Source organism: Paraburkholderia sp. BL10I2N1 (assembly GCF_004361815.1).
GTDB lineage: Bacteria > Pseudomonadota > Gammaproteobacteria > Burkholderiales > Burkholderiaceae > Paraburkholderia.
This window is the reverse complement of sequence record NZ_SNWA01000001.1, coordinates 3,394,405-3,419,145: the sequence shown is the minus strand read 5'-3', so window position 1 is coordinate 3,419,145 and position 24,741 is coordinate 3,394,405. Positions and strand designations below refer to the sequence as shown.

The 24,741-nt window shown below is 62.5% G+C and carries 21 protein-coding genes; 7 read left to right on the top strand and 14 right to left on the bottom strand.

All coding sequences use genetic code 11. The features are described 5' to 3' along the window. Positions 1–94 precede the first annotated feature (94 nt). The 3 genes from B0G77_RS15870 to B0G77_RS15860 all read left to right on the top strand — a co-directional run bounded on the left by B0G77_RS15870 (position 95) and on the right by B0G77_RS15860 (position 3,762). A complete protein-coding gene (locus B0G77_RS15870) occupies positions 95–778 on the top strand; it encodes a PspA/IM30 family protein (RefSeq protein ID WP_133662972.1) in 684 nt (227 codons plus the stop codon). Between the two features lie 114 nt (positions 779–892). Continuing rightward, positions 893–2,104 carry a tetratricopeptide repeat protein gene (locus tag B0G77_RS15865; protein WP_133662971.1) on the top strand — a complete coding sequence of 404 codons (1,212 nt, stop codon included), beginning with the start codon at positions 893–895 and terminating at the stop codon, positions 2,102–2,104. 197 nt (positions 2,105–2,301) lie between these two features. Beyond that, positions 2,302–3,762 (top strand): NAD(P)/FAD-dependent oxidoreductase, encoded by a 1,461-nt coding sequence (locus tag B0G77_RS15860; protein WP_208116470.1) that lies wholly within the window; start codon positions 2,302–2,304, stop codon positions 3,760–3,762. 28 nt (positions 3,763–3,790) lie between these two features. Here the strand turns inward: B0G77_RS15860 and B0G77_RS15855 are convergent, their stop codons facing one another. Next, positions 3,791–4,561, bottom strand: coding sequence for a class I SAM-dependent methyltransferase (locus B0G77_RS15855; protein WP_133662969.1), 771 nt, complete (start codon positions 4,559–4,561; stop codon positions 3,791–3,793). A gap of 396 nt (positions 4,562–4,957) precedes the next feature. On the opposite strand from B0G77_RS15855, the gene B0G77_RS15850 reads away from it, so the two are divergent. Beyond that, a complete protein-coding gene (locus tag B0G77_RS15850; RefSeq protein WP_133662968.1) occupies positions 4,958–6,373 on the top strand; it encodes a methyl-accepting chemotaxis protein in 1,416 nt (471 codons plus the stop codon). A 50-nt stretch (positions 6,374–6,423) separates the two neighbouring features. On the opposite strand, the gene B0G77_RS15845 is transcribed toward B0G77_RS15850, so the two are convergent. The 4 genes from B0G77_RS15845 to B0G77_RS15830 form a co-directional block, all read right to left on the bottom strand. Further along, entirely contained in the window at positions 6,424–7,242 is an 819-nt protein-coding gene (locus B0G77_RS15845) for an ABC transporter permease subunit (protein WP_133662967.1), read from the bottom strand. Then, positions 7,239–8,171 (bottom strand): ABC transporter permease subunit, encoded by a 933-nt coding sequence (locus B0G77_RS15840; protein WP_133662966.1) that lies wholly within the window; start codon positions 8,169–8,171, stop codon positions 7,239–7,241. The genes B0G77_RS15845 and B0G77_RS15840 overlap by 4 nt, the downstream gene beginning before the upstream one ends. Then, on the bottom strand, positions 8,168–9,334 hold the full coding sequence (potA, locus tag B0G77_RS15835; protein WP_208116469.1) for a polyamine ABC transporter ATP-binding protein: 1,167 nt from the start codon (positions 9,332–9,334) through the stop codon (positions 8,168–8,170). The genes B0G77_RS15840 and potA overlap by 4 nt, the downstream gene beginning before the upstream one ends. A 91-nt stretch (positions 9,335–9,425) precedes the next feature. After that, positions 9,426–10,526, bottom strand: a complete 1,101-nt coding sequence (locus tag B0G77_RS15830; RefSeq protein WP_166656160.1) for a polyamine ABC transporter substrate-binding protein — start codon at positions 10,524–10,526, stop codon at positions 9,426–9,428. Positions 10,527–11,044: 518 nt separating this feature from the next. Between B0G77_RS15830 and B0G77_RS15825 the strand changes: the two genes are divergently transcribed. Further along, positions 11,045–11,248 (top strand): DUF1289 domain-containing protein, encoded by a 204-nt coding sequence (locus B0G77_RS15825; RefSeq protein WP_133662965.1) that lies wholly within the window; start codon positions 11,045–11,047, stop codon positions 11,246–11,248. 85 nt (positions 11,249–11,333) lie between these two features. Here B0G77_RS15825 and B0G77_RS15820 read toward each other — a convergent pair whose 3' ends face one another. The 4 genes from B0G77_RS15820 to B0G77_RS15805 form a co-directional block, all read right to left on the bottom strand. After that, the gene (locus tag B0G77_RS15820) at positions 11,334–11,978 is read right to left on the bottom strand and encodes an OmpW family outer membrane protein (protein WP_133662964.1); all 645 of its coding nucleotides are present in this window, start codon (positions 11,976–11,978) and stop codon (positions 11,334–11,336) included. A 70-nt stretch (positions 11,979–12,048) separates the two neighbouring features. After that, a complete protein-coding gene (locus B0G77_RS15815) occupies positions 12,049–13,239 on the bottom strand; it encodes a nitronate monooxygenase family protein (RefSeq protein WP_133662963.1) in 1,191 nt (396 codons plus the stop codon). 294 nt (positions 13,240–13,533) lie between these two features. Then, positions 13,534–15,126 carry an ABC-F family ATPase gene (locus B0G77_RS15810; RefSeq protein ID WP_133662962.1) on the bottom strand — a complete coding sequence of 531 codons (1,593 nt, stop codon included), beginning with the start codon at positions 15,124–15,126 and terminating at the stop codon, positions 13,534–13,536. 114 nt (positions 15,127–15,240) lie between these two features. Beyond that, positions 15,241–16,149 (bottom strand): NAD(P)-dependent oxidoreductase, encoded by a 909-nt coding sequence (locus B0G77_RS15805; RefSeq protein ID WP_279571316.1) that lies wholly within the window; start codon positions 16,147–16,149, stop codon positions 15,241–15,243. Positions 16,150–16,317: 168 nt separating this feature from the next. On the opposite strand from B0G77_RS15805, the gene B0G77_RS15800 reads away from it, so the two are divergent. Beyond that, positions 16,318–16,533 (top strand): dodecin, encoded by a 216-nt coding sequence (locus B0G77_RS15800; protein WP_133662961.1) that lies wholly within the window; start codon positions 16,318–16,320, stop codon positions 16,531–16,533. A 130-nt stretch (positions 16,534–16,663) separates the two neighbouring features. Here B0G77_RS15800 and B0G77_RS15795 read toward each other — a convergent pair whose 3' ends face one another. From B0G77_RS15795 to B0G77_RS15780, 4 genes are all read right to left on the bottom strand, one after another. Further along, on the bottom strand, positions 16,664–17,755 hold the full coding sequence (locus B0G77_RS15795; RefSeq protein ID WP_133662960.1) for a BMP family ABC transporter substrate-binding protein: 1,092 nt from the start codon (positions 17,753–17,755) through the stop codon (positions 16,664–16,666). Positions 17,756–17,832: 77 nt separating this feature from the next. Beyond that, positions 17,833–18,762, bottom strand: coding sequence for an ABC transporter permease (locus tag B0G77_RS15790; protein ID WP_133662959.1), 930 nt, complete (start codon positions 18,760–18,762; stop codon positions 17,833–17,835). Between the two features lie 15 nt (positions 18,763–18,777). After that, on the bottom strand, positions 18,778–19,881 hold the full coding sequence (locus B0G77_RS15785; protein WP_133662958.1) for an ABC transporter permease: 1,104 nt from the start codon (positions 19,879–19,881) through the stop codon (positions 18,778–18,780). 69 nt (positions 19,882–19,950) lie between these two features. After that, positions 19,951–21,564, bottom strand: coding sequence for an ABC transporter ATP-binding protein (locus B0G77_RS15780; protein WP_133662957.1), 1,614 nt, complete (start codon positions 21,562–21,564; stop codon positions 19,951–19,953). A 253-nt stretch (positions 21,565–21,817) separates the two neighbouring features. Between B0G77_RS15780 and B0G77_RS15775 the strand changes: the two genes are divergently transcribed. Further along, positions 21,818–22,750, top strand: a complete 933-nt coding sequence (locus B0G77_RS15775) for a LysR substrate-binding domain-containing protein (protein WP_133662956.1) — start codon at positions 21,818–21,820, stop codon at positions 22,748–22,750. A 132-nt stretch (positions 22,751–22,882) separates the two neighbouring features. On the opposite strand, the gene B0G77_RS15770 is transcribed toward B0G77_RS15775, so the two are convergent. After that, positions 22,883–24,232: an 8-oxoguanine deaminase gene (locus tag B0G77_RS15770; RefSeq protein ID WP_133664166.1), complete on the bottom strand. Its 1,350-nt coding sequence runs from the start codon at positions 24,230–24,232 to the stop codon at positions 22,883–22,885. Positions 24,233–24,741 lie beyond the last annotated feature (509 nt).

The following is a 24,741-nucleotide window of genomic DNA, read 5'->3' as shown; positions in this document are numbered from 1 at the left end:
CATCAACGCGCGCAGCGGCGTAAGCTATCGGATAATCGCGGTCGGCTGGACGCGCCTGGTTATCCGGCGCCGATTTCAATCTACGGAGGTATTCATGTCGCTTATTGACACCATCTCGCGCACGCTCAAAGGTCTCCTGAACGACGCGGCCGAATCCGTGCAGGATCCCTCACGCGACTCGCGCCAGATCGTGCGCGAACTCGACGAGAGCATCTCGAAGGCGGAGAACTCGCTGATCGAGATCCAGGCACAGGTGGCGACGCAACAGAGCAAGCGCGACGTAGCCGCCGACAAGGCAAAGAAGTACGAAGACGGCGCGCGGCGTGCCCTGCAGGCCGGCGACGAAGCCCTCGCCCGCGAAGCGCTCGGCGCACAGGCTACGGCAGAAGCCGAACGCAACGCGCTCAGCTCAGAACTCTCGACACTCGAACCGTCAGTCGATCAACTGAAGCAGCAGATCGACGAAATGCGTCAGCGCCGTAACGACCTGAACGCGCGCTCCAACATCCTGCAGGCGAAGCAGGAGATCGCGCAGGCAAAGGATGTCGCGGCGACGGCACTCGGCGGCATCGGCGGCAAGAATCTCGCCGAGGATTTCCAGAAGCTCGAAGACAAGGTGGCGCTGTCGAATGCACGCTCCGACGCGCGCCTGAATTCGGCCGACGTCAAGAGCGGCAAGGCACTCGACGACAAGCTCGCGGAACTCAACCGCGGCCCGTCGGTGGAAGATCGCCTCGAGGCCTTGAAGAAGCAGCTGAACACGCCGGCACAGCAGTAACCCGCTGTTGTGGGCCCGGTGCGGCGCGCTGCGGATCGAACTTCGACTCGCACGCGGCGTCGCACCTGATACCGATAGTCATGGAGACGGGCGTAAAGCCGCCCGGCCCGGATCATGAAAAGACTTCTCGCCGCTGCATTCGTTTCGCTGATGCTCGTCTCCGGCGGGGCCTTTGCCTTGCCGACCGCGACGCAGATCGAAACCGCGATGCAGCAGGGTAACTGGCAACAGGCGGACGCTGGCCTCACACAGGTGCTGCAGGCGCATCCGAACAATGCGCGTGCGCATTATCTCTACGCACAGGTGCTCGATCGCGAGGGCCGATATGCAGACGCCCTCACGCAACTCCAGCAGGCAAAGACGCTCGACCCGCAGGTGCGCTTCACCGATCCGTCGCGTTTCATGCAAACAGAAGCACGCCTGCGCAAAGACGCGCAACGTGCAGGCGCGACCACCACCAATGGCGCGACGAATCCATTCGTGCAACAGAACGCGCCCGCTGCCCAGACGCAGCAGACGACAATGATGCAACCGGTGACGCCGAAACGTCAGGGGGTTTCAATGGGCATGTTGATAGGTATTGTGCTGGTGATCGTCGCGATCGCGTTCGTGCTGCGCTGGACGCTCAAACGCGCACGCTCCAATGATGATTCACGGGTCGAAGGCGACCGGCGCGAGCAGCTCAAGCGCGCGACCGAACTGCTCAATGCGGTGCGCTCGCTGAAGCTCGATGTCCGGCTTTCGACGGTGCCGGGGCACGAGGCACTGGAGAAGGAAGTCGAAGGCGCCGAGACGCAGTTGCGCCAGCTGGTCGAAACGCTGTCGAACAGCCAGAATCCCGTGCCACCGTATCAGATCGAAGATTTGGCGCGTCAGGTCGAAAGCCTGAAGGCGCGCTCGGAAGGTCGCCCCGATCCGAACGCCACGGGTGCGGCCGCGCTCGGGCCGGGACCGCTGGGCAGCGGTGAGTCGACCTATGCACGCGAGGCGGATGAACGCTTCGGCCGGCAGCAGGCGCCCTACCCGTATCCGCCGCAGCCGGCGCCACAACAGCAGCCGCCCGTGATCGTCCAGCAAGGCGGCGGTTTCGGTGGCGGCATGGGTGGCTTGCTGACCGGCGTGCTGCTCGGCCAGGTGCTCAATTCGGGCGGCCGCGATCGTATTATTGAGCGCGACGTGATCGTCGATCCCGACGAAGCGCGCAGACGCGCGGCTGGAGGCGATGTCGATTTCGGCCAGGGTTCGAACGACTGGAGCGACGGTAATGGCGACGGCGGAGTCGACATGGGCAGCAGCGACGATTCCGGTGGCTGGACCGATACCTGATCTGATGCTGCCGCATCGGATCGCACATGAAAGCAGGCTCCGTCATGGAGCCTGCTTTTTTATCGCTTGACCAACGCTTCACACTTCTTACGCGGCGAAGTGCACAGTTGCCTACCCTGCGGCGTCGTTCTGTAGACGTTTGTCGTCATCATCAGTCTGGAGCCCATGTGACGTCCATCCCGCCTGCCTCATCCAGCATGCCGCGCATTGCCATCGTCGGGAGCGGCTTTGCCGGCATTGGCATGGCGATCCGGCTCACGCAGATGGGCATCACGTCGATGACGATCTACGAGGCCGCGGGCGATATCGGCGGCACATGGCGCGACAACACGTATCCCGGTGCCGCGTGCGATGTGCCCTCACATCTCTATTCGTTCTCGTTCGAGCCGAATCTGGCGTGGTCACGCGCGTTCAGCCAGCAGGCAGAGATTCTCGCGTACCTGAAACACTGCGCGCGCAAATACGGCATCGACCGTTTCGTACGCTGTCACGCGCGTGTCGCAGCCGCGCGCTTCGACCAAGCACAGCAGCTCTGGCGGCTCGATGTCGACGTGAATGGCGCGAGCGAGTGCATCGAGGCCGATGTCGTGATTGCTGCGAGCGGTCCGCTGTCGCGCCCGGCGATGCCGCAGATCGCCGGCATTGAACGTTTCACCGGCAAGATGTTTCATTCGGCCCGCTGGGATCACGACTACCCGCTCGATGGCAAGCGCGTCGCCGTGATCGGCACCGGCGCGAGCGCGATCCAGTTCGTGCCGCAAATCCAGCCGCGCGTCGCGCATCTCGCGCTGTTCCAGCGGACACCGCCATGGATCATGCCCAAGCCCGACCGGCCGATCGGCCGGCGTGCGCAATGGTTCTTCCGGCATCTGCCGTTCACGCAGCGCGTCGTACGCGCGGCGACCTACTGGCAGCTCGAATCGCGCGCGGTGGCGTTCGTCGTGAATCCGAAGCTGATGAAGTATCCGATGAAGTTCGGCCTGAGCTATCTCGAACGGCGCGTCAAGAATCCTGCCCTGCGCGCAAAACTCACACCGAACCATCAGCTCGGCTGCAAGCGCGTGCTGCTTTCGAGGGACTACTACCCTGCCCTGTCGCAGCCGAACGTCGACGTCGTCACGACCGCGATCCGCGAAATCGTCACGGACGGCATAGTCACCGATGATGGTGTCCTTTATGGCGTCGATGCGATCATCTGCGGCACCGGCTTTCAGGTGAACGACGTGGGCGCGCCGTTCGACGTGACGGGAATCGACGGCGCCGATCTGGGCGCGCTGTGGTTACGCGACGGGCCCGAAGCCTATCTCGGCACGAGCGTCGCGAGCTTTCCGAATTTCTTCATGATGGTCGGACCTAACACTGGCCTTGGCCACAACTCGATGATCTACATGATCGAGTCGCAGGTGCAGTACATCGCCGACTGTCTGCGTGTGTTGCGCCAGCGCGGCGCGCGAACCATGAACCTGCGCCACGACGTCCAGCGTGCGTTCAACGCGCGCCTGCAGCGCGACATGCAGCGCTCCGTATGGGCAACTGGATGCCACAGCTGGTATCAGTCGAAGAGCGGCAAGAATACCGCGATCTGGCCCGGCTTCACGTTCAGTTTCCGCAAGCGCACGCGTCGCGTGCGCGAGCGCGAATACCGCTTTTCCCCGTAGTGAGCGCGTGTCTGGTCCGGGACGGGAATCAACGGCGCGCGCCGTATCCGACATAGACACGCGTGTCGTACGCAAATTCAACCTTGCCGTTCAGTGCGGTACGGTCGAACAGGTCGCGCAGCGCGACCAGCATCGGCTCGTGTTCCGGATGCCCGGCCTTCGGCGCATACGACGAAGACATCAAACGCCCTTTCAATCCGTCGAAATCAAGCGCCTGCATGTTCGGAAACGTCGCCTTGTGCGCGAAACTGTCACCGAACCACGCTGACATGCTGGCATCGTCCCCATAGCGCTCAGACACTTCCGTGTAGTCCACGCCATATCGCTTGAGGAGCGCCTCGTATCTCTCGAGAAACGCCGAGCCTGTGAGCAGCCGGCTGTTCCAGAACAGCGCGACGAGCCCGCCCGGTTTCAGGATGCGTGCGAACTCGCGGCCGGCCGTTGCCGGATCGAACCAGTGAAACGCCTGGGCGGCGATGACGAGATCGACGCTGGCGTCGTCGAGGGTAGTCGCCTCCGCAGTGCCTGAAACGGCATTGAACCCCGGGTACTCCGACAGCCACGCGATGGCGGCTTCACGCATCGCCTGATTCGGTTCGACGGCGACGACCGGATGCCCTGCGTCGAGAAAAAGCCGCGTCGAAATACCGCTGCCGGCGCCGATGTCGGCGACGTGCGCGCCGTTTGCCAGGCCGCACGTGGCGTGCAGGAACGTCACCACTTCGCGCGGATAGCCTGGACGGTATTTCACATAGTCGGCAACGCGGTCGGTGAAGCGACTGGTTGAATCGTGAGTCATTGCCCAGCCCCTTCGTCGCGTGTGTCGAAGCGCTTTACGTTAGCCCAGATCACGGGCAATTGCATGACGGGACGCTTTCAGCCACCTCCGCCGAGGAGGCGCAGCAATTCCCAGAAAAACTTGCAGACCAGCACGATCAGCTCCCACAACCTCTCGAGCTGCTGCCAGCCCGCAACGCGTGCAAAGGCTTCAATCATGGACTCGGTTAAACGTTAGACAGTTTCAGGCGCACCGGACGGGTCGTCGCCGGCGACCGCGCATGTTCGCACAGTATCGCTAATGACGAGTGCGGGATTCTCCTTATCAAGTCGCCAGAAAGCTTGCCGTAAACGCAGCAGGAAGGCGCGGCATCCGTCCTGGACGACCTCGCAAACCCGCACCATCAAGGAGACTTCAATGACGGGCTTCAGCTTTCGCCGGATGGGCCGCAGGATGAGCCGGTCGAATTCGGTCGTCGGCGACATTGCCACACAGGCGGGCAAACTGGGAATCGAAATCTGCGACGTCTCGGGGCACGTCGAAGAAGTCGCCGCTCGCGTGCAGCGGCAGGCACAGGTATGCCGTACCTTGCGCGAATCCGCGGCACTGACGATGGAAGGCAACCACCGGATTGCCGCCGCCGCCCGCGAGATGCGCAGCGTGACCGCCGGGGCCGCAACCAGCGTGCAGGCCTCGCAGCAGACGCTCCAGGCATCGCTTGCGGATATTCACGGGCTGGTCGAGGGTGTGACAGTAATCGAGAGCCAGATCGGTGCGCTGCGCGCGGCGCTCGCCCATGTGAGCCACGTGTCGGAGGAGATTTCGCTGATTGCGCGCCAGACACATCTGCTCGCCTTGAACGCCGCGATCGAGGCTGCCCGCGCCGGCGAATCCGGCAAGAGTTTCGCGGTCGTGGCGGCCGAAGTGAAGAACCTGTCGGCGAAGACCGCTCAGGCCACCGGCCAGATCGAGACGACACTTGCGCAGCTGACCCAGCAGACCGAGCAGCTGATTTCAGAGGGATCGGTGAATACGGCGCGGGCGCATCGCGTGCGCGAAGGCACGCGGATGATCGGCGATGTCGTTCATTCGACCGGAGAGGCCATCACGCAACTGAATGCCGAAGCCGGGCAGATTGCGACGCTGAGCGGCGAAATCGAGACGCAATGCAACGGACTCGAGGCACAGGTGCTCGAGATGGCGCGCGGCGTCGAGCATTCGAGCGAGAACTTCGCGCAGGCGAAGGACCGGCTGGGGAATCTGCTGGGTGTGTCAGAAACGTTGATCGAACTGACGGCCGCGACCGGAGTGGAGACGGCGGATACGCGCTTTATCGAAGCGGTTGAAGAGGCCGCGGCGGAGATCAGCAAACTGTTCGAGGGCGCCCTCGCGCGGGGCGATATCGCCATGGCGGATCTGTTCGATGAGACTTATGTGCCGGTTCCGCGCACAGATCCGCCGCAGTTCATGACGCGGTTTACCGCGTTCACCGATCGGGTCTTGCCTGCTGTTCACGAGCCTTTGCTCAAGCTCGATGAACGGGTCGCGTTTTGTGCCGCCGTCGACCGGCACGGTTATCTGCCAACCCATAATCTGAAGTTTTCGCAGCCGCAAGGGGATGATCCTGTCTGGAATGCCGCTAATTGCCGGAACCGGCGGTTGTTCAATGACCGGACTGGCCTTGCGGCAGGCGCGAATACGAAGCGGTTTCTGTTGCAGACCTACCGGAGGGATATGGGGGGTGGCGCGTTTGTGTTGATGAAAGACGCGTCGGCACCGGTTTTTGTCGCCGGGCGGCATTGGGGTGGGGTTCGGATCGGGTATCGGGTTTGATTTTTCGCTCCGGGAAAGGCCATCGGCCAAAACCAAAAAACCAGAACCCCTCAAACCGCCATCGCCATCCGCTTCTTCTCAGCCCGTTGCATATAAAGATTGGCAAGCACAACGCCAACGGTAACGGCAGCAATAAACAACGTAGCCAAAGCATTCATCTCAGGATTCAACCCCAACCTCACCCGAGAGAAAACGACTAGCGGCAACGTCGTCGACCCGGGCCCGGAAAGAAACGCCGACAGCACGAGATCATCGATAGAAAGCGTAAACGACAGCAGCCAGCCGGCAACCAGCGCCTGAGAAATCAACGGCAACGTAATGGCAAAAAACACCCGGAAAGGTGTCGCGCCAAGGTCAAGCGCTGCCTCCTCGAGCGAGGGGTTCAACTCCCGAACCCGGGACTGCACGATGATCGCGACGTAGGAAATGCACAGCATCACATGCCCGATCCAGATCGTGAATATCCCCCGCCCGGCGGGCCACCCCAGCCACTTCCCCATTTCGATAAAAAGCAGCAGCAGCGAAATCCCCTGGATCACCTCAGGAATCACAAGCGGCGCATTGATCATCCCCGTGTAAAGGGTGAATCCGCGAAACCGCCCCATCCGCGCCAGCACAAACCCCGCCCACGTACCGATGAACACCGACGCAAACGCCGTCAGCAAGCCGATCTGCAACGACAGCCACGCAGCATGGATCAACTCGTCGTCATCGAGCAACGCCGCGTACCATCTGGTCGAAAACCGTGTCCAGACCGTGACCAGTTGCGACTCATTGAACGAGTACACAACCAGACTGACGATCGGCACGTAGAGAAACAGAAAACCGATGCCAAGCGCAACGATTTGCAAAAAGCGATTCGGCTTCATCGGCGCTTTTCCTCCAGTTCCTTCGCCTGCGCGTACTGAAACAGCGCCATCGGCACGAGCAGCAGCACGACCATCGCGCAGGTCACCGCCGAAGCCATTGGCCAGTCTGCGTTATCGAAGAACTCATTCCACATCACGCGGCCGATCATCAACGTGTTCGCGCCACCCAGCAGTTCCGGAATCACGTACTCGCCCACCGCCGGAATGAAAACCAGCAGACAGCCGGCGATCACACCGTTCTTCGACAGCGGCAGCGTAATCTGCATGAACGCCTTCCACGGCTTGGCGCCGAGATCGTACGCGGCCTCGAGCAGTGTCAGGTCCATCTTCACAAGGTGCGCATACAACGGCATCACGAGAAACGGTAGATACGAATACACCATGCCGATATAGACGGCCGTATTCGTGTGATACAGCTCGATCGGCGCATGGATGATCCCGATCGACATCAGAAAATTATTCAGCAGGCCGTTGTTCTTCAGAATCCCGATCCACGCATACACGCGCATCAGGAACGACGTCCAGAACGGCAGCATCACGGCCATCATCAGCAGGTTGCGCGTCGCCGGATTCGAGCGGGCAATGTAGTACGCCATCGGATAGCCCAGCAGCAGGCACAGGAGCGTCGAAATTGCCGCCACCACCACCGAATTCACATAGGTCGCAAAATACAGGCTGTCGGTTAGCAGAAACGCGTAATGCGACAGGTCGAGCGAAATGTGCAGGATGCCATCCGCGAACGACGTCAGCCCGGTGTACGGCGGAATGCCCAGTTGCAGGTCGGCGAAGCTGATCTTCACCACGAGCAGGAACGGCACGAGGAAAAACAGCAGCAGCCAGACGAACGGCCCCGCCACCACGGCCGTGAGTCCCGTGAGGCCAAAGCGCCGCACGGGCCACGACAGGAACGAATTCAGCCACTTCTTCATGAGGTCAGCACCACGCCGGCATTGGCGCTCCAGCGCACATAGATCTCGTCGCCCCATGTCGGCGTTTCGATCTCCGACAGCGCGAGGCTCGACACATTCGCGACGACGGTTTTGCCGCCATCGAGTTTGACGTGATACAGCGAATAGCCGCCCATGTAAGCGATATTCGTGATGATGCCCTTGCCCCAGTTGTAGGCGCCTTCGGGCGGCTTGCGGGTGAGCGCCATGCGCTCCGGCCGCACCGAGATCGTGACAGGCATGCCGAGCGGCCCGGTGATCCCGTGGCTCACGTACAGGCGCGACGGCAGATCGGGCGTTTCGATGAAGACGTGGTCCGGCTCGTCTTCGACGACGTTGCCGTCGAACAGATTGGTCGAGCCGATGAATTCCGCCGAGAAGCGGGTGTTCGGATATTCGTAGACTTCGTGCGGCGTGCCAAGCTGGACGATTTCGCCTTCGCTCATCACCGCGAGGCGCGCGGCCATCGTCATCGCTTCTTCCTGATCGTGCGTGACCATCATGCAGGTGACGCCGACCTTGTCGAGGATGTTGACGAGTTCGATCTGAGTGCGCTGGCGGATCTGCTTGTCGAGCGCGGACATTGGTTCGTCGAGCAGCAGCAGCTTGGGCCGCTTGACGAGACTGCGTGCGAGCGCGGCGCGCTGCTGCTGCCCGCCGGACAGTTGGTGCGGCTTGCGCTTCGCATAGCGCCCCATCTGTACGAGTTCGAGCACGCTGTGGACGCGGTCCTTGATCTCGGCACTGGCGACGCCTTCCTGCTTGAGGCCGAACGCCACATTCGCCTCAACCGTCATGTGGGGAAAGAGCGCGTACGACTGGAACATCATGTTCACCGGCCGGCGATACGGCGGCATCTGCGCGAGATCTTCGCCGTCGATCAGGATCTTGCCCGAGGTCACGGTTTCGAGCCCCGCGAGCATGCGCAACAGCGTCGACTTGCCACAACCGGAACTGCCGAGCAGCGCAAACAGCTCGCCCTTCTTGACCGACAGGCTCACGCCCTTGACTGCGAACGTCTCGCCAAACTTTTTGACGACATCGACGATCTGCACGAAGTTTTCCGCTGCGTGGTCCGCAGCGAAGGAATTGCCTGGGGACCGCGTACCGGCCCCTGTCAGCGCGCCCGACTGGTCACTCATGATTTCCTGCTTCATTCCTGCGTTTGACGAACAAAGCCCCCGGTGAACACCGGGGGCTTCATGATGATGCGTTATTGCCCTGTCGAAGCGGGCATCAGCGGCCGGACTTGAACTCGGTCCACAACCGCGTCTGCAGACGCTGGATTTCTGGCGGTAGCGGCTTCAACAGGAACAGCGTCTTGATTACGTCGGCCGGCGGATAGACGGCCGGATCGTTGGCGACGTCCTTATCCACGTACTTGCGCGCCTCGACGTTCGCGCTTGGGTAGTAGACCTCGTTCGTGATCGCTGCGTGGACCTGCGGCGTTTCGATGTAGTTGATCCACTCGAGTGCGGCTTCCTTGTTCTTCGCGTCCTTCGGAATCGCCATCACATCGAACCAGACCGGAGCGCCACCCTTCGGAATGTAATACTCGATCTTGTACGGCTTCTTCGCCTCGACTGCACGATGCTTCGCGATCACCACGTCGCCGGACCAGCCGTACGCGAAGCAGATGTCGCCGCCCACCAGATCGTTAATGTAACCCGACGAGTTGAACTGCGTGATGTACGGACGGATCTTCTTCATCATCGCAAGCGCGGCGCGATAGTCGTCCGGATTCGTGCTCATCGGATCCTTGCCGATATAGTGCAGCGCGGCCGCAAACATCTGGTCCGGCGCGTCGAGCACCGACACGCCGCAGGCTTTCAGCTTCGAAATGTTTTCCGGCTTGAAAAGGATGTCCCAGTTGTTGAGCGGGACGTCCTTGCCGAGAATCTGCTGGACCTTGGTGACGTTGTAGCCAAGACCCGTCGTGCCGTACGCCCAGGGCACCGAGAACTTGTTGCCCGGATCCGCGCCCGCGACGAGCGCCATCAGCGACGGGTCCAGATACTTGAGATTGGGGAGCTTCGACTTGTCGAGCGGTGCGAAGATGCCCGCTGCGATCTGCTTGCCCGCGTAGTTGCTGGTCGGCACGACGATGTCATAGCCGGAATTGCCCGTGAGGAGCTTGGCCTGCAGCGTGTCGTCGCTATCGTAGTTGTCGTACTTGACCTTGACGCCGGTCTGCTTCGAGAAGTTGGGGATCGTGTCCTTGGCGATGTAATCCGACCAGTTGTACACATTGAGCTGCGTATCCTTCGCTGCGGCCGTCAACCACGGAGCCGCACAAAGCACGAGCGCCGCCAGCCGGCGCACCACCAGTTTCTTCATCCCGTTCTCCCATCCGGTTCGGCCCTAGCGGACCACTACCCCTTTCACGCCGCAACGCGCTTGACGCACGGCTCCCCTGAAAAACCCGAAAGCTACCACTAAATATTGCACGCTTTAAAAAAAATCGCCGTGATGTCGCGCAAACGGCACACTGCACGCGACCTGTCCATCTGACACCATTCCACAAACCGGCGCAATTTTATCGGTTTATCGGCGCGTGTCTACCCGTAAAAAAACCCGTTTCCGGGTCTTGCAAGGGGCCTGCAAGTTTCAGCGCATGACGCTCAGGCGGTTCTGGACGGCCTCGACGCGCATTCGAGGCCAGAGGCAGAGGAAACGGCGGCGGCCCACGGCGCGCACAGACGGCGGGCGTAGCCCCGGATGGCGCCCTGCTGCTCGATGCCGGTGGTATGGCCGCGTCCGGAAAGCCGGCCGTGCGCGCTGTATGGGTTCACCGGGCGCATAGCCCGGATCGGTTAACATATCGGACCGCTTCCGCTTTCCGCCCAGGGTTTTCAATGGCTTCAAACCTTCACGACCTGCCCGACAGCCCCTGCATCGGCGTCTGCTCCACGCTCTTCGACGAAATCTGCAAGGGCTGCGGACGCACCGCCACCGAAGTGTCGAACTGGGTCTTTCTCAGCGACGACGAAAAGCGCGTCGTCTGGGAGCGCATCAAGCGTGAAGGCACGGCGATGCGGTTCCAGAACGATCACCTCTGACGCCTCTTCTTCCCGGACGAAAAAACGCCGGCCTGCCGGTGTTTCGTTTCCATGGACACGCTGCGCGGATACGCGTCGGCACGTCTCAGAACTTCATCCCTACACCCAGCCCGACCACGAGCGGATCGATATGCAGCGTGCCCAGCGATGAGCCGCCGAGCGACGCATCGGTCCGCATCCAGATCTTCTTGATGTCGGCGTTGATAAACAGGTTCTTCGCGACCTGCACGTCGACGCCCGCCTGCAGCGCTGGTCCGAAACTGTGATTGCTGATCGAGATCGGCTGACCGCCGGCGTTCAGACCGTTGTTATAGAAATACGTGTAGTTCAGACCCGCGCCTACGTAGGGTCGCACGCGCCCTTGATGATTGAAGTGATATTGCAGCAGTAGCGTCGGCGGCAACACGTTCACGCCGCCGAGGTTACCGGTATTCGACGTCAGCTGATGTCGCGACGTACCGAGAATCAGCTCGACACCGATGTTGTCGCGAATCATGTAGGTGAAGTCCAGTTCCGGAACGATCGCGTTGTTCACGCCCACATTGAGCGCGGACAGCGTGTTGTTCGTGCCGACCTGCGGCATGATGCTGATCGCTCGCAGGCGGACGAGTACGTCGCCGGCGTGAATGCCACCCATCGTTACATCGTCTGCCGCACTCGCCGGCGTGGCAAGCAGAGACATGGCAAGGGCGCACGAGGTCGCAGCCACCCCGTTGATCCAGTTCTTCATGTTGTGTTTCCCCGTTGTCGTCAAGCCTTAGCATTTTCAAAGGCCTCGCGACATGCCACGTTGACCCCGATCAACATAGGGAAAAGGCACAGCGCCGTGCGACAGGAGGTCGCGCCACGCCCGTCAACAGCAGTTCGAGCAGATCTCGCACGCTACGGATCGCATTGCCGAACGGCAACGTCTCCCGGCCGCGAAAGAAGAGCCCATTGGCGACATCGCCACGCAGCGCGGCGGCAAGGCGCGTATCGATACAGAAATGCCCGAACTTCTCGATACCATCGCGCAGACCGCATGCGCTCAGGCACTCGAGTGCAGTCGGGCACGCGTGCCTCACCGCGCCGATCTTCGCTCGTATGCGGGTCTCGTTGCGCAGATAGCGCGCAAGCCACGGAGTCCTGACCGCTCGCGCGGGCAAGCCGGTGACACTGACGAATTCGACGATGTCTTCCGGCGCCGCGTCGGCGAGGACGCGCTTGAAGTTCGGATGCGCGTCGCCTTCCTCGGTGACGGCGAATGGCGTGCCGAGTTGTACGCCGTTTGCTCCGGCTGCAAGACACGCACGAACGGCCGCATGACTGTTGATGCCGCCCGCGACAATCAATGGCACGTCTTCGCGCTGCAATCCGAGTGAAGCAAAGGTGGATGCGAGTTCTTCCAGCACGCGGGAAAAAGAGAAACGTTCATCCTGCATGTCCGCGAGATTCGTCACGCCGAGATGGCCGCCTGCGTGCCCGGGGTGTTCGATCACAATCGCGTCGGGCAGTCGGCCCTTCTTCATCCACTTCTTCAGCACGAGGGCAGCACCGCGGCTGTCGGAGAGAATCGGGATCAGCGCGATGTCATGACCCTGCGTGAGATCGGGCAGATCGAGAGGCAAGCCCGCGCCCATGACGATCGCATCGGCGCCGCTCTCGCATGCGACCCGCACATAGTCCGCGTGCGCATTGACCGCTTTCATCACATTGACCCCGATCATCCCCCGCCCTTCGCTCAACGCGCGAGCGGATGCGATTTCGCGCGCGAGCGCGGTGAGGTTCGCGCGTTCCAGCGTCGCGCGATCCGGATTCACACGGCATAGCTCGACCAGATCGGCGTGATGATGGCGAAGGTCGATACTCGCGATCGTGCCGAGCGCACCTTCACGGGCAACGCTGCCAGCCAGACGATGCGCCGACGCGCCAACCCCCATGCCGCCCTGCACGACCGGCAACAGGGTTCGGCCACGGATGACCAGCGGCGCAAAGGAGTGGGATGGAAACATGATGGCGACCTCGTCGACAGAAAAACATCGATGGTCGCGAATGGGGCGCGCCGCGTATTGCGGCAGGTCAAGGAACGGAGCGTGCGCTGGATGAAGCGCGCGCTTTGTTGATCTGCGTCATCTGCTGCCGATATGGCGCTGCGCGTCAGTCTTCATTGGGTTGGCACCTGTCTGCTGGGAAACCTCACCATTGGAGCGGTCAATGCCGGCACGCTACGTTTAGCGCGCGCAATGAAAAAAGCCCGCTTCGAACGAAGCGGGCTTTTGCAGCGAATCAGCGCGCAGCGAAGTGGCTTACTGCACGCCCTGGCCCGCGAGGAAGTCCTCGTAATTGCCGCCGAAGTCGTTCAGCGTGCCGTCGGTCTTCACTTCGATGATCCGGTTAGCCAGACCACTCACGAACTCGCGGTCGTGAGAGACGAAAATCAGCGTGCCTTCATACTTTTCGAGCGCGATCTGCAGCGATTCGATCGACTCCATGTCCATGTGGTTGGTCGGCTCGTCCATCAGCAGCACGTTGTGACGGCCCAGCATCAGCTTGCCCCAGATCATGCGGCCCTTCTCACCACCGGAGAGTACCTTCACCGACTTGCGGATATCGTCCGCATTGAACAGCAGCCGGCCGAGCGTGCCACGCACCGACTGCTCGTCGTCGCCTTCCTTGCGGTAGTTGTCGATCCAGTCCATCAGCGTGACGTCGTCCGGAAACTCTTCGTACGTGTCCTGCGGCATGTAGCCCACGTTCGCGTTCTCCGCCCACTTGACCGTGCCGTGATCCAGTTCGACGTTGCCGCGCAGCGAGCGCAGCAGCGTGGTCTTGCCCGCGCCGTTCTCGCCGATGATCGCGATACGCTCGCCGGGTTGCACGCTCAGATTGAAATTCTGGAAGATCGTGCGGTCGTACTTCTTCGTGATGGTATCTGCGACCACCGCGATGTTGTGCAGCTTCTTCTCGTACTCGAAACGGATGAACGGATTCTGCCGCGACGACGGCTTGAATTCCTCGATCTTGATCTTTTCGATCTGCTTCGCGCGGCTGGTTGCCTGACGCGCCTTCGACTTGTTCGCCGAGAAGCGGCGCACGAAGTCCTGCAGGTCGGCGACGCGCTCTTTCGCCTTCGCGTTGGCCGCCTGCTGGCGCTCGCGGGCCTGCGTGCTGGCCAGCATGTAGTCGTCGTAGTTGCCCGGGTAGACCTTCAGCGTGCCGTAGTCCATGTCCGCCATGTGCGTGCAGACCTGGTTCAGGAAGTGTCGATCGTGCGAGATGATGATCATCGTCGAGTTGTACTGGTTGAGCACGTCTTCCAGCCAGCGGATCGAGTTGATGTCGAGGTTGTTGGTCGGCTCGTCGAGCAGAAGCACGTCGGGCTTCGAGAAGAGCGCCTGTGCGAGCAGCACGCGCAGCTTCCAGCCGGGCGCGACGTTGCTCATCGGACCGTCATGCAGATCGATCGCGATGCCGATGCCGAGCAGCAGTTCGCCTGCGCGCGCTTCGGCCGTGTAGCCGTCGTACTCGGCGAACTTCGCTTCGAGTTCAGCGGCGTGCATATAGTCGTCGTCGGTGGCGTCGGGGTTCGCGTAAATCGCGTCGCGCTCGGTCATCGCGGCCCACATTTCGGTGTGACCCATCATGACGACGTCAAGCACGCGCACGTCTTCGTACGCAAACTGGTCCTGGCGCAGCTTGCCGAGGCGGATGTTCGGTTCGAGCATGACCTGGCCCGAGCTCGGTTCGAGGTCGCTGCCGAGGATCTTCATGAAGGTCGACTTGCCGCAACCGTTCGCTCCGATCAGGCCATAGCGGTTGCCTTCCCCGAATTTGACCGAGATGTTCTCGAAGAGGGGCTTAGGCCCGAATTGCATGGTGATGTTGGCGGTAGACAGCACGGCGCGTCCCTTTGAATGATATATCGGCGAAAAACCAATTATTTTAGCAGGTTATCGCCGGTTATTTCCGACTGAAGACCGCGGATTCTCCTGGCCTGATCCGGCCCGGTTTGATTACTGCGCAGAACGGCGGTCAGGCTGAAGCACGTCGACAAACGCGGCAAAGTCGGCATTCGAGAGACCCATCGCGGCGGCGAGCCTCAGCAACTGCTGGACCGTGCCGGAAACCGGCATCGGCGTGCCGGTCTCGAAAGCCGTCGCGGCGACCGTGTCGACGTCCTTCTGAAAGGTCTTCAGCGCACCCAGCGGCGGCAGACCGGGTTGTGTCATGCGCGGGACGAAGGTTTGCAACAGCACCGAATCCGCCCAGCCGCCGGCCAGCGCTTCTGTTAGACGCGCGGCGTCGATTCCGCTCCTTTGCGCGAGCGTGACCGCTTCGGCGATCGCGGCCACCGTCGATGTGACGATCGCCTGGTTGCACAGCTTGGTGGTCTGACCCGCGCCGACCGCGCCCATGTGGGTGACGCGCGAGGCGTAGGCGTTGATCACCGGCGTCACAGCTGCGACGTGGGCCGCGTCACCGCCCGCCATGATCGCCAGCGTGCCCGCCGTCGCTCCTCCGAGACCGCCGGATACGGGCGCATCGACCCAACCGACGCCAGCCGCGGCGGCCCGCTCCGCCAGCGCGCGGGTCGCGGACGGCGGAATGCTCGAATGATCGACGATCCAGCGAACCTTGCCGGCCGCGCTCGCGCCGACATCATCGCCAGCATCGGGCCCGAGCAGGCCATTCACGCCGAAAATCACATCTTCGACGGCAGCGGCATCGGCGACGCACAGGAGCACCGCCTCAGCGTGGGCGGCAAGTTCGTGCGGCGTGTCGACCACCTTCGCGCCGTCTGCCTGGAGCGCCTCGGCCTTCGCCCGCGTGCGGTTCCATACATGCACGGCATGACCTGAGCGCAGCAGGTGCCGGATCATCGGGCCGCCCATCAGGCCCGGTCCACAAAAGCCGATTTCCACTCTGATTACCTCGTTTTCGAAGGGTGATGGCAGTCCTCGACATGATACCGGCCGCCACGCGAGTCGCCATGCCGGGCACGCGACGTGCATCATCCACTTATCTCGTGCAAGGCGGCCCGCCGACGGTCGCGGCATTGCCTATACTTTTTTCAACCCCAGGAGGCGCTCATGAAAGAAAAAGACCATGTCTACAAGCAGATCGAGCTGACCGGCTCGTCGACGAAATCGAGCGACGATGCGATCCGCACCGCGATAGAAAAAGCCTCGAAGACGTTGCGCAACCTGCACTGGTTCGAAGTGACCGAGACCCGAGGCCAGATCGAGGACGCTAAGGTCGTCCACTGGCAGGTGACCATCAAGGTGGGGCTGCGCATCGAGGAGTGATGCATCGCAACAGGTCGCGCAAGGGGACAAAAAAGGGTTGCGCCCGCATCGAGCGCAACCCTTGAAAGCAGCGGCCGGGGCCGCTGCATGGTCGATTGTGGCCGGACCGACTGTGCCTTGAAGTGGTGCGTTATTTGGGCAACGAGCCGTCGACACCTTCGACGTACCAGTTGAGCCGCTGCAGTTCCGGATCGGTCAGCGTCTTGCCGGCCGGCACCTTCACACTGCCCGACTGATCCTTGATCGGGCCGGTGAACACATCCCACTTGCCGCTCGCCAGCTGCTCGCGCTTGCCTTCGACTTCCTTCTGCGCGTTGGCCGGAATCGCGCCGGTGTTCAGATCTTCAAGGTTGACGGCTTTCTGCGGAATGCCCCACCACACCGGGTCGTTCTTCCACTTGCCATCCAGCACCTGCTGGATCGCCGCGACGTAATACACGCCCCAGTGCGCGACCACCGAACCCAGGTGCGCGTCAGGACCGAACTTCTTCATGTCCGAATCCCAGCCGAACGCGTGCACGTGTTTTTCCGAAGCCGTCGCGAGCGTCGCGCTGGAGTCGGTGTTCTGCAGCAGCACGTCGGCGCCCTGCCCGATCAGCGTTTCGGCGGCCTGCTTTTCCTTGCCCGGATCGAACCAGCTGTTGATCCAGATAACCTTCGTATGAACCTTCGGATTCACCGAACGCGCGCCGAGCGTGTACGCGTTGATATTGCGCACCACCTCGGGAATCGGCACCGACGCCACGAAGCCGAGCGTGTTGGTCTTCGTGACGTAGCCCGCCGCGACGCCGGCCAGATAGGCGCCCTGGTACATCCGCACGTCATAGGTGCCGAAGTTCGGGGCCTTCTTGTAGCCGGTAGCGTGCAGGAACACCGTATCCGGGAAGTCCCTGGCCACCTTCAGCATGAAGTCCTGATAGCCGAAGCTCGATCCGATGATGATCTTGTTGCCCTTGTTGGCCAGATCGCGGAACACGCGTTCGGAGTCGGCCGATTCCGGCACGTTTTCCACTCGCGTGATCCTGATCTTGTTGCCGAAGTGCGCCTCGGCTTCCTTCGAGCCCTGGTCGTGCGCGAAGGTCCAGCCGGCGTCACCCGGGTTGCCGAGGTAGACGAATGCGACGCCCGGCGCGTCGGCCGCGCGCGCGGTCTGCGTCAGCGTCGCCCCTAAACTCAGCGAGGCGGCGGCCAGCGCGAGTGCGCTCAGCATTTTTCTTCTCATCGTTGCTTCTCCTGTCGTGTAACTGAATTGTTCAACCTTGTGCATACCATGCAGGGAGGGTGGCGCATCGTGCCGGGTCAACCCGCCGCAAAGAACGGCTTGCCGAGCGAGGCCGGCGCATTGAGCCGGATCGTATTCGGATTGCGCGAAATGATCACCAATACGACGATCGTCGCCACGTACGGCGTCATCGCCAGGAACTGCGTCGGAACCGGCACGCCAATCGCCTGGGCGTAGAACTGCAGACCGCTCACCGCGCCAAACAGCAGCGCACCGATCAGCAGGCGCCCGGGCCGCCACGTCGCGAACACGACCAGCGCGAGTGCGATCCAGCCACGGCCGGAAGTCAGCTGCTCCTGCCACAGATGCAGGTTGACGATCGAATAATAGCCACCCGCGAGACCCGCCATGCCACCGCCGAAGAGCGTCGCCCCGTAACGCACGCCGATCACCGGAAAGCCGACCGAATGCGCGACCTGCGGCGATTCGCCGACCGACCGCAGCACAAGTCCCGCGCGTGTGCGGTACAGGAACCAGCCAATCACAGCGAACATCGCAAAGGCGAGATAGTCGAGAGGCGTCAGGCTGAAAAACGCCGGCCCAATGACTGGAATCTTCGAGAGGCCCGGAATCACCCACGCGTCGATCGACGCGCGTACCGCCGCCGACGTGTACGGCTTGCCGACATAGGCCGACAGGCCAATGCCGAAGATCGTCAGTGAAAGGCCAGTGGCGACCTGGTTGGCGAGCATGGTCAGCGTCAGGAAGGCGAACAGCAGCGACATCGCGAGGCCCGCCGCGATGGCGGCAAGCACGCCGAGCCACGGGCTGCCGGTGATCGCAGTGATCGCGTAGCCGCTGACCGCGCCCATCAGCATCATGCCTTCGACGCCGAGGTTGAGGACGCCCGACTTTTCGGTGACGAGCTCGCCCGCGCCCGCATACATCAGCGGAATGGCGGCGGCGACGGCGCTCGAGGTCAGCGCGCTGGCTTGTTGGATATCCATGGAGATCGTCGGGAATCAGTGATGTACTGCCACCGTATGGCGGCGCACGCGGTAGTTCACGAACAGGTCGGCACCCAGCAGGCAGAACAGCAACAGCCCCTGGAACACACCGGAGAGCGCCTGCGGCAACTGCATCGAGGTTTGCACCGCCTCGCCGCCGAGATACAGCAGCGCCATCAGCAGGCTGGCGAGCACGATGCCAACCGGATGCAGCCGCCCGACGAACACGACGATGATCGCGGTAAAGCCGTAGCCCGGCGACCAGGTAGCCTGCAGCTGACCGATCGGCCCGGCGATCTCGCCCATGCCGGCGAGTCCCGCAAGCCCACCGCTGATGAGAAGCGACGTCCAGATCGTCTTCTTGTCGGAGAAGCCGGCATAGCGCGCAGCGAGCGGCGCAAGACCGCCGACGTTCATCCGGTAGCCCGCGAAGCTCTTGCGCATGAATACCCACACCAGCGGAATCGCGATCAGCGTGACGAAGATCGACGCATTCAGCCGCGTGCCGCGCAGGAATTTCCAGTGCCAGTCGCCGCCGAAGGTCGGATAGAGCGCGTCGCCGCTGAACATTTCCGAGAGCGGAAAGTTCATCCCCTGCGGATCGCGCCACGGGCCGCTGACCAGCCAGATCAGCAACTGCGTGGCGACGTAGGTGAGCATCAGGCTCGTGAGGATTTCGTTGGTGTTGAAGCGGCTTTTCAGGAATGCGGGAATCGCCGCCCAGGCCATGCCGGCCAAGACGCCGGCGATCATCATCAGGAACAGGATCCACCAGCCGCTCGCCTGATCGAAGTAGATCGCGACGCCGCTCGCGCCGATTCCGCCGAGCACCATCTGCCCTTCGGCGCCGATGTTCCAGACGTTCGCACGATAGCCGATCGCAAGACCGAGGCCGATCAGGCATAGCGGCGACGCCTTGAGCAGCAGTTCCGACCAGCCGTTGACGCTCGACAGCGGTTCAATGAAGAACGCGTGCATCGCCTGCAACGGGTCGCGGCCCACCAGGCTGAAAATCAGGAAGCCGATCGCGAGCGTCAGCAGCGCGGCGATCAACGGGACCGCCAGCTGCATCGTGCGTGAGGGCGTCGTGCGCGCTTCGAGTCGATACGGAAAAATCATGGGTAGGCGTGGTTTGCGTGGTGTTGTCGTGCGTTTTGAGTGCGTTTTCGATTCGCCCGGAGCACGCTTTCAGGCGTGTGCCGGCTGTCCCGCCGAGGGCGGCGTGCCTCCGGCGCCGCTGCCGCGCGCCCCGAAGAGGCCCGCCATCCAGCGGCCGATTTCTTCGGCGTTGGTATCGCCGGTGGCCCGAACCGGCGAAAGACGGCCGCGCGCGAGCACGGCAATACGGTCGCAGATATCGAACAGTTCTTCGAGTTCTTCGGAGATCACCAGAATCGCTACGCCGCCTGCCGACAGATCGAGCAGCTGCTGACGGATGAACGAAGCCGCGCCGACGTCCACGCCCCACGTGGGCTGCGCGACGACCAGCACCTTCGGCTGTTGCAGGATCTCCCGCCCGACGATGTATTTTTGCAGGTTGCCGCCCGACAGACTCTGCGCAAGCGCGTCAGGGCCGCCGCAGCGCACGTCGAACGAGCCGATGCAGCGCTCGGCGAAGGCGCGCATCGCCTTCGCGTTGATCCAGCCGGAGCGCACCATGTTCTGCCGATGCGCGGTCAGCAACGCGTTGTCGGCCAGCGACATGGCCGGCACCGCGCCACGGCCAAGGCGCTCCTCGGGCACGAACGCGAAACCCAGCGAACGACGGCCGCCCGCACCGAGACGCCCTGCCGCCTTGCCGCAGATCGTGATCGAGTCGGCCCGCGCACCGCGCTGCTCGCCGGACAACGCCGCCAGCAACTCGGCCTGGCCGTTGCCCGACACACCCGCGATACCGAACACTTCGCCCGCGTGAACCGAAAACGACACATCGTCGAGCGAGGTGCCGAACGGATCGTCGCTTGCCACCGACAGATGCTTCACGTCGAGCAGCACGTCGCCGGGATTGTGGGCGCGGCGCTCATAGTCGGGCAACGAGTGGCCGACCATCAGCTGCGCGAGCGACGCCTGCGTTTCTTCGCGCGGCTTCACGTTGCCGGTGACGCGCCCACCGCGCATCACGGTCGCTGTATCGCACAGCTCCTGGATCTCGTCGAGCTTGTGACTGATGTAGAGAATGCTGCAGCCTTCGGATGCGAGCCGCCTGAGCGTCTCGAAGAGCTTCCTGACCGCCTGCGGCGTGAGCACCGAAGTCGGCTCGTCCATGATCAGCAGCCGCGGATTCTGCAGCAGGCAACGCACGATCTCGACGCGTTGCCGCTCGCCCACGGTCAGGCTGTGCACGTGCCGCTGCGGGTCGATGTCGAGGCCGTAGTCGGCCGACACCTCGCGGATGCGTTTCGACAGTATCTTCAGATCGAACGGCTCGTCGAGCGCGAGCGCAATGTTCTCGCCGACAGTCAGCGTCTCGAACAGCGAGAAGTGCTGGAACACCATGCCGATGCCAAGCTTGCGCGCCGCAGCCGGGCTCGCGATCTCGACCGGCTGTCCTTCCCAGTGGATCTCGCCTGCGTCGGGGCGCACCGAGCCGTAGATGATCTTCATCAACGTGCTCTTGCCCGCGCCGTTTTCGCCGAGCACGGCATGAATCTCGCCAGGGGCGACGACGAGTGTGACGTCGTCATTGGCGCGCACCGCCGGATATTGTTTGCTGATGCCCGACAGCGCGAGACGGGGCACCGCGGACGAAACGGCCGCGGGCCAGGTAGCGGCAGAGCCGCCAGAGGAAGAAAAGTCGCCCATGTGATTCCGTAGTACTCAGTGACTGCCCTTTGCAACCAGGCCGGTCGGCTCGCGAGCGCCTTGTTGTGTGGCGTTGCAGCCGGGTGACAATACCTAATTCGCTACCGCCCGTCGAGCCATCAAAATTCCCGCAAACCCGCGCCACAGCGAGCTCTTGCGGGTAAGCCACTCTTGACGACTCTTTCTGTCCATATTAAAACGCATATACCCCCAAGCCCACTCGATCAGCCCGAACATATAACCCGGAGAAGTCATGAGTCAGCAACGCGAGGCGATCGATACCTATTTACTACGCGTCTTGCACACGCTGTTGATGGAGCGCAGCGTGACGCGCGCGGCGGTCAAGCTCAACCAGTCCCAGCCGGCTATCAGCGCGGCGCTTCGGCGTCTGCGCGACATCACCGGCGACCCGCTTCTGGTGCGCGGCAAATCCGGCATGGTGCCGACCGAGTACGGGCTGCGCCTGCTCGAACCCGTGCAGAACGCGCTGCGCGAAATCGAGCGGATCAAGTTCCAGCAGCACAACTTCGACCCGGCGACGTCGATCCGTTGCTACCGCATCGGCTGCCCCGACTACCTCAACGTGCTGTTCGTGCCGACGGTCGTCGAACGCTTCCGGCAGGCCGCGCCAAACGCGACGCTCGAATTTCACTCGCTTGGGCCCTCGTTCGATTACGAACTCGCGCTCGAGGACGGCAAGCTCGATATCGTCGTCGGCAACTGGCCGGAGCCGCCTGAGCAGTTGCATCTGTCGAATCTTTTCGTCGACCAGATCGTCTGCTTGATGAGCAACGCGCATCCGTTCGCGAAACGCGGCGGGTTGACGCTCGACCAGTATCTGAATGCCCCGCATCTTGCGCCGACTCCTTATTCGGTTGGCCAACGTGGTGCGATCGATGTCCATCTTGCGCGTGAACGTTTGAAGCGGCATGTCGTCGTCACTTTGCCCTACTTCAATCTCGCGCCTTACGTGCTCATCAAGTCCGATCTGATCTTCACGACTACGCGGCTTTTCGCCGATCACTACGCCAGATTCCTGCCGCTGACCGTCGTGCCCGCACCGCTCGACTTTCCGCCGATGCAGTACTACCAGCTGTGGCACGAACGCTGTCACTACTCCGACGAAGTCCGGTGGCTGCGCAGCCTCGTCGCTGAAGCGACCCGTACGCTCATCGACAAGCCCTGAGGCTTCCGTCCTGCGCGCCGGCAGCACGGGCTGCCGGTCTGTTTCATTGTGTGTCCTTTTCCGGTTTTCGCGTCGGCCCGCCTGCCCGCTCGCTCACGGAGCCGGCACGAAAAAAACCGCCGATAACCGCGTTCAGCCCGCTGCTTCAAAAAGCACCCTCGCGAGCCGGTTGTGGTGCTCGACCACGGTTCCCAGTTCGACGGTAGTCAGCACGCCGTCTTTCACGATCACCTGCCCGCCAATCACGCTGCAGGCCACCTGCGACGGCGCGCAGAACACCAGCGCCGCGACCGGATCGTGCAATGCGCCTGCAAACAGCGGCTGACGCAGATCGAATGCGACGAAGTCCGCGGCCATGCCGGGAGCCAACGCGCCGATATCGTCCCGGTTCAGCACCTTCGCCCCGCCGAGCGTGGCGATCTCGAGCGCTTCGCGCGCCGTCATCGCATCGGGTCCGAAGCCGACGCGCTGCAACAGCAGCGCCTGACGTACCTCGGCCACCATCTGCGCGCCGTCGTTCGAAGCCGATCCGTCGACGCCCAGCCCCACCGGCACGCCGGCCAGCCGCATCTTTCGCACCGGCGCAATGCCCGAAGCGAGCCGCATGTTCGAACAGGGACAATGCGCAACGCCAGTCCCCGTGCGGGCAAACAGCTCGATTCCCGCATCGTCCAGCTGCACGCAGTGCGCGTGCCACACGTCGCGCCCCACCCAGCCGAGATCTTCCGCGTACTGCGCCGGCGTCATCCCGAACTTCTCGCGGCTGTAGGTGACATCGTTGACGTTCTCGGCCAGGTGCGTATGCAGCGAAACTCCGTACTGCCGCGCGAGCGTCGCCGACTCGCGCATCAGATCCCGGCTCACCGAAAACGGCGAACACGGCGCGACCACCACGCGCAGCATCGCGTAACGCCCGTCATCGTGATACGTCTCGATGAGCCGCTGCGTGTCGCGCAGTATGTCGGCTTCGTTCTCCACCACCGAATCCGGCGGCAGGCCGCCATCCTTCTGGCCAACGCTCATGCTGCCGCGGCTCGCATGAAAGCGCATGCCGATCCGCCGGGCCGCCGCAATGCTGTCGTCCAGCCGGCTGCCGTTCGGATAGATATACAGATGGTCGCTCGACGTCGTGCAGCCCGACAGCAGCAACTCCGCCATCGCCGTGAGCGTCGACACCTCGATCATCTCGGGCGTCAGGTTCGCCCATACCTTGTACAGATTCGTCAGCCAGCCGAACAGCTCGGCGTCCTGCGCAGCGGGAATCGCGCGCGTCAGGCTCTGGTACATATGATGATGCGTGTTGATGAGCCCCGGCATCACCAGGTGGCCACGCATATCCAGCACTTCGTCGGCCGTTTCAGGCAGTTCGGCCGTGGGTCCGACGGCCACGATGCGGTTGTCCTCGATGAAGAGGCCGCCGTCGCGTAGTTCGCGCCTTGCGCCGTCCATCGTCACGAGCACGTCGGCGTGCCTGACCAGCATCGTTTTCGCACGCCTGCCCTGTTGTTCTGTCGTCACCCTGCCCTCCCGATTGTCCCGACTGTCACGATTCTCACGAACATGAAACCGTCCGAACGTGCTGCGGCCAGCACGCTCCCGGTGCCGCCGCGTTCCTTCGAACGCCGTTGGCCCGGTTACCCAGCGTATTGCGCCGTCTTCGGGACGCGCAGACGAGCTGCGCATGGACGTAACCTTCAGGGGCCAAAATTGCGCTGGCAATTCACCCAGCCGCCATACCCACCTTCACAAACCCAATATATCGGGCTTTTTTGTCGCCAGTAGCATCGAAACCGCGATGCGATCCATCTCTTGCACGGGTCAAGCCCCGTTTCAGCACGGCGCTCGGCGCAGGATCCCCTGTCGGCAAACTGCAAGCCACACATCGCCAGACACGGCGGCCAGGCCAGGGTCATGCGCCAGGTATTATCTTTCCTATCGGTCGCGCGCGGATGGGAGCATCCTTTTTACAATGGCTGTCACGGCGCTCGCTT